Below are 13,668 nucleotides of genomic sequence, written 5' to 3' on the forward strand. Positions count from 1 at the left end.
AAACTGAAACTACTGCCGCTTAGCCCTATACTTTTCAATCAGGCTTATGGCCCGGCCGGTAAGTTCGTTAAATTCCGGTTTGGTAATCTGATCATCCGCTTTGACTGCTTCACCCTTATGGTAAAGACCTTTTGTTATTAAAGAAGAAAAAAGAATTACCGGCAGGCAGGAAAGGTCTGCATGCTCCTTAATATTTCTAGTCAGTGTATAGCCGTCCATCTGGGGCATCTCAATATCTGAAACGACAATATCAATCACATTACCAACTGATCCGCCGCTTTCTTTGGCTTCAGCATTTATTTCTTTAAGTGCTTCCAGAGCTTCCTGACCGTTGGTGTAGAGCTTGACCTCAAAGTTGGCGGATTCAAAATTTTTATTAAGCAGAGCACGAACTGAAACAGAGTCGTCCACCAAAACAGCGGTCATCTTTTCCGGGGCGGTATAGATATTACCGTCACTTCGCTCAGCCATTTCAGGATCAAGTTCACCCAAAATTCGCTCAAGATCGATCATGAGTACAAAACGCTCATCAAGATGCACTGTGCCGGTAATGCAGTTGGTATCAAGGTCCGCGATGTACTTGTTGGGGGTCTTAAGGTCTCCCCAGCCTATCCGATGAATCTGGGTTACCCCGGTCACAAGAAACCCTGTGATTACGTTGTTTATCTCGGTAACCACAATCAGTTCGTAATCAGACTCCTTACGCTCGATACCAAGCCAGACCGCCAGATCAATAACCGGAAGAATTATATCACGCAGAGACATGGTACCCAGATAACTGGGATGCGGAGCACCTTCAGCAGCCTCAAGGCCATCAGGAGCTTCAACAACTTCAAGCACTTTTGCCACGTTTATACCGAAATAGTCACGATCATCAGCACCACCGTCAACCTCATCGATAAAAAACTCAATAATTTCGAACTCGTTAGTCCCGGTATCCAGTAATATTTCATTATCCCGCATATGGTGACTCCCTCAAAAATCAATCCCTAATTCTACCAGATCTCCGCATAGACTTCTATTGTAGATGCCTGCACGTACTATTTCAAGCTATTACCTTTTTTTTAAGAATAAAGACACTTGTTATTGCTCTTCGAAAAACGTCAGGTCAAACAATACGCCTTGTTATTGCTAGGACATACGTATTGATATACAACTTATACAGAAGATCGAAAATACAACTAAAGGGGTAGTTATGTTAAAAAAAATCAGCCTTGTAAAACTCTTTTGTCTCTGTTTGTTCATTTTTTTGTATGGCTGCGCCGCTCATGAAACCAAGCCGACCGTTCCCATAACAGTTTTTAACCCTACCCCAGGATCTTTTAATGTTCAGGTTGTGCTTTTCGACCTCAAGGGCAACGGACTTCCTAATAAAGTTGAATCAGGTGTGGTGCCTATTGAACAGAACCTGATTCAATCCCTTGAAGGAATCGGCTACAGCTACGATCCTGATGGAAATGCCAATTACCTGATTGAAGCCCGCATCGGTTCAATTTCCCCTAAACTTGCCGCCGCCGGGGAGTCCCAACGGGTCGGATTTGCAAACAATGGTTTCTACGGTGATCCATTTTTCGCAGAATACCCCGTGCTGATTAATGAATGGACCCCTGAAATACAACGTATCCGCAGTGGTCCCAACACATGTTTCATTACCATGCAGATTCTGGTCAAAGAATCAAAGGCCGGACGTGATTCCGTAGTCTACCATGGCACCCCGCGCCCCATGGAAGTTCCCTACGAACTGGGCTGCCCCTTTTCTAAATGCGGACAGGGAGCCAATCAGGCACTTTCTGCATACCTTCTGGACGTTTTTTCAAAATCCGCCCGTAATTAAGAAACTTACAAACTTGCAAGAATCTAAACAGATCAATATACTCGCCCCTCTCAAAGGGAAGCGGAATCCTCTGTGCGGGGGGATGAGAAAGTTGTGCTGCAATCTAATTTTTGAAAAGCAGCCAATTTCTTGAAAAAAAGAATTAAAATTCAAGATTTTGGATTAAGGAATAAGGGAAGGTAAGGAGTGGAGATTAATCGCCCGTGGCTGGATCACTATGATCCGGATGTGCCTCAGACCGTAAATTTTGTGTATCGCCCGTTATTTGAATATCTGGACCTCACAGCCGAGAAATGGCCGAAACGCAAGGCCATCGAATTCCAGAACTGGTCAATAACCTATGGCAAGCTGCAACGCGAAGTTGAAATAATGGCTGCGAACCTGCGCAAGCTGGGCATTGAACCGGGAGACCGGATCGCTATCATGCTGCCCAATACCCCGCAGATGATCATGACCTACTTTGCAATTCTCAAAGCCGGAGCCGTCGTCACCCTGACCAACCCGCTCTACATGGAGACCGAGATAGTTCACCAGCTCAGCGATTCAGGGGCAAAAATGCTGATCACCATTGATCTGCTCTGGTCCAAAATCGAAAAACTGCGCGACAAACTCTCAGTCCGTAAATATCTGGTCACCAGAATTTCCGACACACTCAAATTTCCACTGAACAGCCTCTACAAATTGAAGTGCATGCGGGAAAAAGATTCCCCCAAAGTTCCTTACAACGACTCCTCAATCCTCAAATGGGATATCCTTCGTAAAGGCAAAGAACGCTACAGCGCACAGAATATCAGACCGGAAGACACTGCCCTGCTGCAATACACAGGCGGAACCACCGGTCTCTCCAAAGGTTGCAACCTGACCCACGCAAACCTCGGTGCAAACGTTCAGCAATGCCACGCCATGCTCAACAGACTTGGCGGTGATAAAGAAATTGTAATGGGTATCCTGCCCTATTTCCATATCTACGGCCTGACTGTCTGCCTGAACTTCCCGACTTTGCTCGGTGCAACCATGGTTCCATTCCCGCGCTATGTGCCTCTGGATGTGCTCAAAACCATGCACAAGCTGAAGCCGACCCTTTTCCCGGGAGCCCCGGCACTTTACATTTCCCTGCTCCAGCAAAAGGAAGTTGAGAAATACGATGTAAAGTCAGTCAAATACTGTCTGTCCGGTTCCTCTCCCATGCCGGTAGAGGGAATCAAGCAATTCAAGGAAGTTTTCGGAGCAACCATTGTTGAAGGATTCGGGCTGACCGAGGCTTCTCCGGTAACTCACCTCAATCCGCTGAGAGGCAAGAAAAAGCCCGGTTCCATCGGCATGCCTTTGCCTTCCACTGATGCTGCAATTGTAGATATGGAAGTGGGCAGCGTTCAACTTCCTCCGGGAAAAATGGGTGAGCTTGTTATCCGAGGACCGCAGGTAATGAAAGGCTACTACAACAAGCCGGATGAAACTGCGGGTACCCTGCGCAACGGCTGGCTCTACACCGGAGATATCGCCTACATGGATGAGGAAGGTTACTTCTACATCGTGGACCGCAAGAAAGATATGATCATCTCCAGCGGCTATAACATCTACCCCCGCGAAGTGGATGAAGTTCTCTACAAACACCCAAAGATTAAGGAAGCTGTTACTGTAGGATTACCCCACAAAACACGTGGTGAGATCATCAAGGTCTATATCGTGTTGAAAGAAGGCCTGAGCATGGACCGTGCCGAGGTCATTGCTTATTGCCGTGACAAGCTGGCCGGCTATAAAGTCCCCAGACAGGTTGAATTCCGCAGTGAACTGCCCAAAACCATGGTTGGTAAAGTTCTTCGTCGAGCCCTTCGTGAAGAGGAAGCCCAGAAGAAAAAAATGAAATAGTTTATTTCAAAATATATCAGCAACTAAAGCCTGCCTGTAATGATTACAGGCAGGCTTTTTTATTCAGCCGTTTGACAGCCAATTAATTACGGCGCATATTTATCAATAATTACAACTAAATATGCCAAAACAAGCACAATTAAACATTCATTTTGTGAGGACTGCCGTGCCCGATACTTTCAAGACCGTAACTATGCAAAAAGGAATTCCCGGAACAATCACCCTGCTGCAAAAGGGAGTATTTATCCATACTACTTCCGGCCTGAGTGTTCGGCAATTCATGGTTGATGAAATCGGACTCAGTCCGGACTATGCCGAAACAAGGGTTCGGGCCATTTTCGTGAACGGTTCCCCTGTAGATGATATTGACGGTGTAAAGATCAAGGACGGGGACGAAGTATCGCTTTCCGGTGCCCTGCCGGGAATCAGCGGTATCGCCATGTGCCGGGATACCCCAATCGGTGCATTCCGCTCTGACATCAGCGCCAAAGCTTCCGAGACAGTCAATTCAGGAGAGGCCAAGATTTATCTCAAGCTCTTCAACCTAATTGCGCAGGAGGCAGGACAGACCCTGCTGAAAAAAGGCGTTGTGGTTGAATCTTCCCAAGTACTGAAATATCTGAAGGAGAATGCACCGAAAGAACTTCCATCCGAAGACGGGCTGATCCTGCTAAAAATTTAAAAAAAGTAGATTTTATTATTCCGATAATATACAAGCAGCCAAAATCGTAAAAACTTCTAACCTGCTTTCGGAATATCATTATGAAAAAACTATTTTTAATTTGCATTTTATCGTTAGTAACACTCACCGGCTGCGCTGTAGGAAACAAATACGATCTGGCTAATGCCGTTCCTGAAGTTTCTCATTCGTCTAATAATGAAGTTGCCTTAGGTGTTCAGGATGCCCGTGCTTATGTAGTCGATGGTGATAAAACTCAAAATTTTGTTGGTCTCCAACGCGGAGGGTTCGGTAACCCGTTTGACGTAACAACCCTGAGTGGCAATCCGCTTGCCGAAGACATTTTAAATGCCCTTGCTGCCGGAATGGAGAAACAGGGTTACAAAGTAAGCAAAGTTAGCATTTCTCCCCTGACAAAGACTGAAACAGCTGTAGCAAAGTTGTCTGCTGAAAAGAAAAGCCGTTCCATGCTCGTATCTATCCTCAATTGGAAATCAGACACAATGTACAGCGTAGCCATGCACTATGATTTCAGGGCTACTGTTTACAACGAATCCGGCAAAAAATTAACAGAGACAACCCTGCAAGGTGAAGACGAACTCGGCGGCAGCATGGTGAATCCCCCCGCTCATGCCATGAAAGTTGTTCCGCAGGCACTGGAGGAACAGCTGACCAAGATCATCAACTCACCGGTAATTTCAGATGCTTTGAGCAAAAATTAATTTATTACGCAAACCAGCAAAAAAGGGTTAGTCTCATATGAGACTAACCCTTTACTTTTTATATGAAATAAGAACTGAGTAATTAATCCAGTCCAAGCATCTCGACCATGGCTTTTTTCATACCAGCGGTATCAATGCCAAGCTCATTGCGAAGCTCAAGCTGGGTTCCGTGCTCGATGAACTCATCAGGGATACCGAGACGCTTGATCTCGTGCCCATCGATGGCATTGTTGTCCACCAGAAGTTCGACTACTGCAGAACTGAAACCGCCGGCCTTGGCATTCTCTTCCACGATGAGGATCTTCTTGAAGCGAGAAGCCAGTTCCAGAATCTGTTTTTCAGGCAGCGGCTTGATAAAGCGGGCGTTGAAGACCGCAACAGCCTTGCCGAATTCTTCATCAATCGCTTCTACAGCTTCCACTGCGGGCCAGACCCTAGAGCCGACAGTGATGACTACTCCGTCAAAACCGTCACGCAGCAGCTCACCTTCACCGATTTGGAGAGTACTGGGTGTCTCTTCAAGGATTGCCCCGATACCGACACCGCGCGGATAACGAACCGCAGCAGGACCGTCAAAATCAATGGCAGTTCTGACCATACGGGAAAGTTCTGCTTCATCCTTGGGAGCCATAAAAATCAAATTCGGAATATGGCGCATGTAGGACATGTCGAATACGCCGTGATGGGTCGCACCATCGGCTCCGACCAATCCACCACGGTCAAGGAAGAAATTCACATTCAAATTCTGCAAACAGACATCATGTACCACCTGATCATAGGATCTCTGCAGGAAGGTGGAGTAGATTGCTACCGCAGGTTTAAAACCTAAGGTCGCCAGCCCTGCGGCAAAGGTCACCGCATGCTGCTCACAGATACCTACATCCACGAAGCGATCAGGGAACCGCTCACGGAATTTATCGGTCCCGGTCCCTTCTGGCATGGCGGCAGTAATGGCAACAATCTTGTCATCCTTTTCCGCCAGGTTACAGAGGGTATTACCGAAAACTTCAGTATAGGAAGGCAGTCCACCCTTGAACTTCTTGGCACGGCCTGTTTCCGGCTCAAAACTGCCCACGCCGTGAAAATAGGTGGGGTTGTCTTCTGCCGGGGTATACCCCTTGCCTTTCTTGGTCAGGACATGGACCAGCACCGGGCCGTCCATTTTCTTAACCTGTTCCAGAACATCCACCAGCTCATTCAGATTATGACCGTCAATGGGGCCGAGGTACGTGAAATCAAGGGACTCGAAAAGCATTCCGGGAGTGAAGAAACTCTTAAAAGAATCCTCACCACGCTTGGCGTACATGGCCAAGTCATCACCGATTTTGGGAATCTGCTTCAAGATGGACTCAAAGTCCTTCTTGAAACGGTTCATTACCGGATGGGAAAGCTTGCGGCTAAGGAACGCAGAAAGAGCGCCCACGTTAGTGGAGATGGACATTTCGTTATCATTGAGAATAACAACCATCTTACGCTTCATGCCACCGGCCTGGTTCAGACCCTCAAAAGCCTGTCCGGCTGTCATGGAGCCGTCACCGATAACTGCCACACAGTTACGGTTATCCCCTTCAAGATCACTGGCTACAGCCATACCGAGAGCTGCGGAAATAGAGGTACTGGAATGTCCTACGCCGAAATGGTCATAGGTGTTTTCCGCCATCCGCGGAAATCCGCTGATCCCGTCTTTCTGACGTAATGTATGAAATTCGTTGTAGCGTCCGGTCAAAATTTTATGGGCATAGGCCTGATGACCCACGTCCCAGACCAGACGGTCATGATCAAGATTGAAACACTTGAACAACGCCAAAGTCAGTTCAATCACTCCGAGAGAAGGAGCAAGGTGCCCACCGCCCACGGAAACGGTATTTATGATACACTGACGCAGTTCTTCAGCAAGCTGAGTCAACTGCTCGTCACTCAGTTCCTGAACCTGCGCAGGATTATTTATTTTCTGCAGAAGCTCATATTTGCCGCATCCGCAGGAAGAATCATTTTTACTCATATTCCAATGAACCTCACCACTGGTTTCAATATCTGTAAACTTAAGCAGCGTAACAGCAAACTCCCCAACTCCCTCTGGAATCCACTGCTTGGCGCACACTGCTTAACGCTGTTAACTTCATAACGTATAAAAAATTTATTCCTAGCCGAACTTAACTTTGTCCTAGTAAACCCGGTCCACTATATAGCGGGCCAGCTCTGCGAGGAACTCGGCTTCTTCACCAGAATACGGTGAAAGCAATTCAACTGCCTCATCAACATATTTGCGAGCCAGTTCCTTGCTTTCATCAAGTCCGATCAGGCTGGGGTAAGTGGACTTACCCTGCTCGATATCGCTACCCACAGGCTTGCCGAGGGTTTCTTCATCGCCGACAACATCCAGAACATCGTCCACGATCTGAAATGCAACGCCTATGAGTCTTCCATATTCTTCTGCTCGTCTGACATCATCTTCAGACGCTCCTGCTCCTTTAGCCAGAATTGCGCCTGATTTACAAGCAGAAAGAATAAGAGCACCAGTTTTCATGGAATGCATTACCTTGAGCTCATCAAGGGTAACACCATCACGACCGGTGTAGCTCATGTCCACAACCTGACCGCCGACCATGCCCGGACTGCCTGCGGATTTCGCCATCAATGAAATGGCTTCAACCACATATTCAGCAGGCGCGTCAGCTTTAGCCATGAAACCGAAAGCTTCGGTGAGCAGGCCATCACCTGCGAGAATCGCAGTAGCTTCGTCAAACTTTTTATGGTTCGAAGGCTTGCCGCGACGCAGGTCATCGTCATCCATAGCCGGAAGGTCATCATGGATCAGCGAATAGGTATGAATCATCTCAAGGCTGGCAGCAAAAGGCATGACCGCCTCTTTCTTGGCACCGAGCATTTGAGCCCAGACCAAAACAAGCACGGGGCGCAGGCGCTTGCCTCCAGCCATAAGGCTGTATTCCATGGATTCAAGAAGATTCTCAGGAATCCCCATACCCTTAAGACATTCACCCAAATATTTTTCAACATCCGCAGCATGCACTGCGAGTTTTTCTTTAACTGTCATCCGCTGTATCCTCTTCTGTCTCAACGTCAAAGTCTTCAACTTCGCCGCCAGTGACTATTTTAACTTCATTACGGGCCTTTTCCAGCTGTGTGGCGCATTCCTTGGAAAGAGTCTGCCCTTCTTTAAACAGGGCCACACCTTCCTCAAGTGGTAGATCGCCCTTTTCAAGGGCTGACACTATCGCCTTCAAGCGGTCAAGACGGTCTTCAAATGTTTTATTTTTCATAAATAAAATTTATTTAATACCGAGCAACTGGTCGGTTGTTTTATAGAGAACATAAGCAGGGTCAACAAGTTTACCCTGCACAGATACACTCATATGCAGGTGCGGTCCGGTGACCCTTCCGGTGGAACCGATGCCGCCGATAAGCTGACCGCGTTCCACTGATTCGCCTTCCTTAACATCTATCCGTGAAAGATGGAAATACATAGTGACCACCCCGCTGCCGTGATCAATATAAACTGAATTTCCAGCATAGTAGTGATTACCTACCAGTACTACCTTGCCGTCCGCCATAGCCTTGATGGCATTACCTTTGGCTCCACGAAAATCAAGACCTCGATGCGGATTCTTAGGCTTACCGTTCAATATCCGCTGAGCACCGTAGGGACTGGACTGCGAACCCTTGGTCGGACGCGTAAAAGGTACATACCACTTGCGTTCAGGGCTCATCGCTGCCTTGGCGGCAGCAACTTCCTTACGGTCCTGTGCAATTTTATCGAAGACTTCTTTGGGCGGGGTGACCATTTTTTCGGGCAGGGTCAACCGCTGGATGCGATACTTTTTCTTATTAACCTTAACGGTTCGCCCGAAAGTACGCTCTTTGCCTTCGGATACAGTTTTAATAACCAGCTTGTCCCGACCTATTTTATCAGAAAGGACATCTGTGCCGAACATTGCCAGCGCAACGGAACGCCCTTTCCAATTGCGGATTTCGGGCTTTACGCTTTTGCCTTTCCATTTAATGGAAACAGACTCCAGCGGTGTATCGGATGTCACTCGAACCAAAAACGGCTCACCAAGGCCGACCCTTTTGGGGTAAGCCAGAAAGACTGAAGCCAGCGCAGTGGAGGCGCAGAGCAGAAGCATAAACAGGGTCAAAAGAGCGATGCGAAATTGTTTGTATCCATTCATTTTCAGTAATCTCCACAAATTATTCAGATGTAACTCTTGCCCTGACTTCACCGGATTTTACACGTACACGGATAGCATCTCCGTCTGCAACCTCATCCGGACTGCGCAGGAATGTTCCGCTCTTTTCCACAGTCACGAGGGAATATCCACGTTCCAGCGGACTTTCCGGGTCCAGCATGCGCAATGAAGTGGCTGCATTTTCATATTCAGCCAGCTTATCTTTCAAAAATATATCTGCAGCACGGGACAATCTGCTCTGCAAACCGGAGAAATCATTCTCCATGCGTTCAATCCGTTCTTCGCCAAAGGCAAAAGACAAACGGTGAGACAAAGCTGCAACCGCATCTGATTTTGCGCTCACAAATTTCCCGGCAGCACGGTCCAGCCGTTCAGATTCCTCAGCAAAGGAAGTCAGCAGCCGTTCAATACGTTGTGCGGGAGATAACCAGCTAAGCCCCTTTTGAAGGGTTTCCAGCCGGGATTCACGCACATTCAGAAAAATATCAAAACTACGAACAAGTGAACCGTCCAGTTCGTCCACTGTCTGCATCAAAATCTCACGCCGGGGCCAGAGTTCCTGCGCCGCATGGCTGGGGGTCGCCACCCGCTTATCCGCAACGTAGTCGGCAATGGAAACATCAACTTCATGCCCCACCCCGCAAACCACCGGAACAGTGGCTCTAAAAAGCGCATCCGCAACCTGTTCGGTATTAAAGGCCCACAGATCTTCCAGCGAACCACCGCCACGGATGAGCACCACAACTTCAGCCCAGCCGTCATCATAAACAGCATCAAGGGCCTGTGCTATCTGTCCCGGAGCAAGGTCGCCCTGCACCAGTGTAGGATAAATCCTGATCTCCGCTCCGGTGCCGCGAGTTTCGGCAATCTTCAGGAAATCCCGGACCGCAGCCCCCGAGGGAGCGGTAACCACTGCCACCCGTTTGGGTGAACGGGGGATTTCCATCTTGCGGTCTTCATCGAAATATCCTTTTTCAGCCAGCTTGCGTTTCATGGCTTCGAAGGCAAGCTTCAGATCACCAACGCCCTGCTCCTGCACTAATTCGGCAACAAGCTGATACACTCCACGCGGGGGATAGACATTCATGTGTCCGGCACAGAGTATTTCCATGCCGTCTTCAAGTTCCAGCGGACCACCGGATTCAATTTCCCCGGTCAACGGATTAATGGAATCTTCACCATCGGCTCCCCCCGTACGCTGGTTACCTTTGAACCAGACCACGGATAAGCCCGCATCCCCATCAGTGAGCGTAAAATAAATGTGCCCGGACGCAGGCCGGGCCAAGTTCGTAACCTGTCCCCGCACCCAGATAAACGGAAATTCCGTTTCCAGAACATCCTTAACAGCGCGGGTAATGTCAGTTACAGAAAATATCTTCATATATTATTCAAAGCTGGCTGCTACATATGCAGCAGCCAGCTTTACTTTCAATTTATGCTTCAAGTCCCCATGACTGCCAGATTTCGGCACGCCATGTTTTGAAAGCTTCAGTGAAACCTTCGAGGGGCAGTTCAATTTTTTCACCGGTTTTACGGTTCTTGGCTTCAACAATACCGTTCTTGAGACCCTTGCCGCCGATAACCAGCTGCATGGGATAACCGATCAGGTCTGCATCGGCGAATTTAACTCCCGGACGTTCCTTGCGGTCATCATAAGCTGCGTCAATGCCCATTTCCATGAGTTCATTGTAAAGCTCTTCAGCTTTTTCATTAACAGCTTCGTCCTTACCGCCGAGGGAGATCACGCAGAGTTCGAAAGGCGCGATGGTCGGGGGGAAGATAGCACCGTTTTCATCATTGTTCTGCTCAATTGCGGAAGCAACAATACGGGAAACACCGATACCGTAACAACCCATGACCATCGGCTGGGTCTTGCCGTTTTCATCGAGGAAAGTGGCTTCCATGGACTTGGAGTACTTGGAGCCGAGTTTGAAAACATGACCGACTTCAATACCCTTGGTGAACTCGATAGCCGCGCCGCACTCGGGGCAGGGATCAGCTTCGGTGATCACACGCAGGTCAGCGAACTGCTCAATCTTGCAGTCACGACCAAGGGAAAGATGCTTGATGTGGGTGTCACCCTTGTTGGCACCGGCAATCCAGTCGGTTGCGGCCAGCAATTCATGATCAGCAAAAATTCGCTCGATCTTAAGACCGACGGGACCGGCAAAACCAACAGGTGCTCCGGTCCATTCCTTGACCTGCTCCTCGGTTGCCATTTCAATTTCGTTACCGCCAACGAGGTTGCGCAGTTTAACGTCATTGAGTTCACGATCACCACGGACAAGGGCTGCAACAGGCTCGCCGTCAACAGTGAAAAGCAGGGTCTTAACCAGCTTATCCTGATCTACGCCGAGGAATTCGCAAACTTCTTCCACGGTGTGTTTACCGGGAGTGGCGACTTCTTCAATTGCAGGACATTCAGCATTAAGCATGCTTTCGCCGGTGGGAGCAGCAACCTTTGCTTTTTCAAGGTTTGCAGCATAACCGCATTTTTCGTCCTTGCAGACCGCAATGGTATCTTCACCGGTATCGGCCAGCACATGGAACTCGTGAGAAAAATCACCGCCGATAGCACCGGAATCAGCCTGAACGGGACGGAAATTCAGTCCGATACGGGAGAAAGCTTTCTTGTAAGCCTCGAACATTCCGCGATAGGATTCTTCTGCACCGGCTTCATCTTTATCAAAGGAATATGCATCCTTCATGATGAATTCACGACCGCGCATCAGGCCGAAGCGGGGACGGATTTCATCACGGAATTTAGTCTGAATCTGATACAGATTGAGAGGAAGCTGCTTGTAGGATTTTACTTCGCCGCGCACGAGGTCGGTAATGACTTCTTCGTGGGTGGGTCCGAGGCAGTAATCACGGCCGTGACGGTCTTTAACGCGAAGCAGTTCCTTGCCGTAGTAATCCCAGCGTCCGGTTTCCTGCCAGAGGTCCCCGGGCTGAACCATAGGCATAAGCACTTCCAAAGCACCCGCACGGTTCATTTCCTCGCGCACGATGGCGGCAACCTTGTTCACGGACTTAAGACCCAGCGGCAGGTAGTTGTAAATACCGCTGGTCAGCTTGCGGATCATACCCGCACGCATGAGCAGTTTATGGGAAACCACTTCCGCTTCAGAAGGGTCTTCTTTTAATGTGGGAATATAGTAACGGCTTAAACGCATTTATTGTCCTCTCTTTTCTTTCAGAAATAATTCGATTTCTTTCATAAATTCAGGCAGCAGATTTTCATCGCCCTTAACTTTGCGGATTACTTCGCCCTTGCGGAAGATGATACCCAGTCCACGGCCTCCGGCAATGCCGATGTCAGCTTCGCGGGCCTCTCCGGGACCGTTAACCACGCAGCCCATAACCGCAACAGTGAATACATCTTCAACACCGCGCAGGTTCTCTTCCACCTTTTGAGCCAGATCAATAAGTTCTATCTCGGTCCGTCCGCAGGTGGGGCAGGAAACAATCTCAGGGCCGCGTTCACGCAATCCAAGTGAGCGCAGAATTTCCCAAGCAACGCCAACTTCCGCCACCGGATCATGGGTCAGGGAAACGCGCATGGTATCGCCAAGACCTTCCCAGAACAGAATACCCAGCCCTACGGAAGATTTGACTGCGCCGCGCACCAGTGTTCCGGCCTCGGTAATACCCACGTGTTGCGGGTAATCCACCTTTTCAGCCAGCAATTTGTAAGCGGCGATAGTGTTCAGTACAGATGAAGACTTCAGGGAAATCTTGGTATTGTAGAAATTTCTCTTTTCCAGCAGAGCCACGTGTTCCAGCGCACTTTCAACCATTGCCTGAGGGGTCGGACCGCCATACTTGGCAAGCAATGCTTTGTCCAGCGAACCGCCGTTAACGCCGATACGGATGGGGACATTACGTTCCTTGGCAGCAGAGACCACGGAATCGACCTTATCCTCGCCTCCGATGTTACCGGGGTTTATGCGCAGGGCATCAATTCCGGCATCAATAGCGGCAAGAGCCAGACGGTAGTCGAAATGAATGTCTGCCACCAGCGGGACCGGGGATCCCTTGCGGATCTGCGGTAGGGCTTTAGCAGCTTCTTCGTCCGGCACGGCAACACGCACGATTTCGCATCCGGCTTCAGCCAGTGCGTCAATCTGTGCCCGGGTGGAAAGGGCGTCACGGGTGTCGGTGTTGCACATGGACTGAACCCTGATCGGGTTGTCTCCACCAATACCGACATCCCCGATGAACAGCTCACGGGTCTTTTTTCTATTGATCATTTTTCACCTGATTTATTCAGTTTGGCAGCTAATATAAAAATAACGTGCGCGGAAGCATAATACATATTGTTATAAGAGCCAAGGCTCGCTTTTTCGGGCGTCT

At 48.9% G+C, this 13,668-nt stretch carries 12 protein-coding genes; 4 read left to right on the forward strand and 8 right to left on the reverse strand.

The annotated features are described in order from the left end of the window. Nucleotides 1-9: 9 nt before the first annotated feature. Nucleotides 10-963, reverse strand: a complete 954-nt coding sequence (locus tag ACNI23_RS18945) for a chemotaxis protein (protein WP_420250827.1) — start codon at nt 961-963, stop codon at nt 10-12. A gap of 232 nt (nt 964-1,195) precedes the next feature. Between ACNI23_RS18945 and ACNI23_RS18950 the strand changes: the two genes are divergently transcribed. From ACNI23_RS18950 to ACNI23_RS18965, 4 genes are all read left to right on the forward strand, one after another. Beyond that, nucleotides 1,196-1,834, forward strand: coding sequence for a hypothetical protein (locus ACNI23_RS18950; protein ID WP_420250828.1), 639 nt, complete (start codon nt 1,196-1,198; stop codon nt 1,832-1,834). A gap of 186 nt (nt 1,835-2,020) precedes the next feature. After that, entirely contained in the window at nt 2,021-3,703 is a 1,683-nt protein-coding gene (locus tag ACNI23_RS18955; protein WP_420250829.1) for a long-chain-fatty-acid--CoA ligase, read from the forward strand. 166 nt (nt 3,704-3,869) lie between these two features. Next, nucleotides 3,870-4,385, forward strand: coding sequence for a hypothetical protein (locus ACNI23_RS18960; RefSeq protein ID WP_420250830.1), 516 nt, complete (start codon nt 3,870-3,872; stop codon nt 4,383-4,385). Nucleotides 4,386-4,465: 80 nt separating this feature from the next. Continuing rightward, the gene (locus tag ACNI23_RS18965; protein WP_420250831.1) at nt 4,466-5,104 is read left to right on the forward strand and encodes a hypothetical protein; all 639 of its coding nucleotides are present in this window, start codon (nt 4,466-4,468) and stop codon (nt 5,102-5,104) included. Nucleotides 5,105-5,186: 82 nt separating this feature from the next. Here the strand turns inward: ACNI23_RS18965 and dxs are convergent, their stop codons facing one another. The 7 genes from dxs to ispG all read right to left on the reverse strand — a co-directional run bounded on the left by dxs (nt 5,187) and on the right by ispG (nt 13,565). Then, on the reverse strand, nt 5,187-7,106 hold the full coding sequence (gene dxs, locus ACNI23_RS18970) for a 1-deoxy-D-xylulose-5-phosphate synthase (protein WP_420250832.1): 1,920 nt from the start codon (nt 7,104-7,106) through the stop codon (nt 5,187-5,189). Nucleotides 7,107-7,268: 162 nt separating this feature from the next. After that, nucleotides 7,269-8,159, reverse strand: a complete 891-nt coding sequence (locus tag ACNI23_RS18975; RefSeq protein WP_420250833.1) for a polyprenyl synthetase family protein — start codon at nt 8,157-8,159, stop codon at nt 7,269-7,271. Next, nucleotides 8,149-8,385 carry an exodeoxyribonuclease VII small subunit gene (locus tag ACNI23_RS18980; protein ID WP_420250834.1) on the reverse strand — a complete coding sequence of 79 codons (237 nt, stop codon included), beginning with the start codon at nt 8,383-8,385 and terminating at the stop codon, nt 8,149-8,151. The genes ACNI23_RS18975 and ACNI23_RS18980 overlap by 11 nt, the downstream gene beginning before the upstream one ends. Nucleotides 8,386-8,394: 9 nt before the next feature. Then, nucleotides 8,395-9,294, reverse strand: coding sequence for a M23 family metallopeptidase (locus ACNI23_RS18985; RefSeq protein ID WP_420250835.1), 900 nt, complete (start codon nt 9,292-9,294; stop codon nt 8,395-8,397). Between the two features lie 19 nt (nt 9,295-9,313). Then, entirely contained in the window at nt 9,314-10,693 is a 1,380-nt protein-coding gene (xseA, locus tag ACNI23_RS18990; protein WP_420250836.1) for an exodeoxyribonuclease VII large subunit, read from the reverse strand. Nucleotides 10,694-10,745: 52 nt separating this feature from the next. Continuing rightward, a complete protein-coding gene (locus ACNI23_RS18995) occupies nt 10,746-12,488 on the reverse strand; it encodes a proline--tRNA ligase (protein ID WP_420250837.1) in 1,743 nt (580 codons plus the stop codon). Beyond that, a complete protein-coding gene (ispG, locus tag ACNI23_RS19000) occupies nt 12,489-13,565 on the reverse strand; it encodes a flavodoxin-dependent (E)-4-hydroxy-3-methylbut-2-enyl-diphosphate synthase (RefSeq protein WP_420250838.1) in 1,077 nt (358 codons plus the stop codon). It abuts the gene before it with no gap. Between the last annotated feature and the right edge of the window lie 103 nt (nt 13,566-13,668).

Source organism: Maridesulfovibrio pacificus (SeqCode), from assembly GCF_048612815.1.
GTDB lineage: Bacteria > Desulfobacterota > Desulfovibrionia > Desulfovibrionales > Desulfovibrionaceae > Maridesulfovibrio > Maridesulfovibrio pacificus.

What these genes read in the sequence shown, in the direction of transcription:
- ACNI23_RS18945 (WP_420250827.1), bottom strand. Translation starts at nt 963, where the DNA reads ATGCGGGATAATGAAATATTACTGGATACCGGGACTAACGAGTTCGAA.
- ACNI23_RS18950 (WP_420250828.1), top strand. Translation starts at nt 1,196, where the DNA reads ATGTTAAAAAAAATCAGCCTTGTAAAACTCTTTTGTCTCTGTTTGTTC.
- ACNI23_RS18965 (WP_420250831.1), top strand. Translation starts at nt 4,466, where the DNA reads ATGAAAAAACTATTTTTAATTTGCATTTTATCGTTAGTAACACTCACC.
- dxs (WP_420250832.1), bottom strand. Translation starts at nt 7,106, where the DNA reads ATGAGTAAAAATGATTCTTCCTGCGGATGCGGCAAATATGAGCTTCTG.
- ACNI23_RS18975 (WP_420250833.1), bottom strand. Translation starts at nt 8,159, where the DNA reads ATGACAGTTAAAGAAAAACTCGCAGTGCATGCTGCGGATGTTGAAAAA.
- ACNI23_RS18980 (WP_420250834.1), bottom strand. Translation starts at nt 8,385, where the DNA reads ATGAAAAATAAAACATTTGAAGACCGTCTTGACCGCTTGAAGGCGATA.
- ACNI23_RS18985 (WP_420250835.1), bottom strand. Translation starts at nt 9,294, where the DNA reads ATGAATGGATACAAACAATTTCGCATCGCTCTTTTGACCCTGTTTATG.
- xseA (WP_420250836.1), bottom strand. Translation starts at nt 10,693, where the DNA reads ATGAAGATATTTTCTGTAACTGACATTACCCGCGCTGTTAAGGATGTT.
- ACNI23_RS18995 (WP_420250837.1), bottom strand. Translation starts at nt 12,488, where the DNA reads ATGCGTTTAAGCCGTTACTATATTCCCACATTAAAAGAAGACCCTTCT.
- ispG (WP_420250838.1), bottom strand. Translation starts at nt 13,565, where the DNA reads ATGATCAATAGAAAAAAGACCCGTGAGCTGTTCATCGGGGATGTCGGT.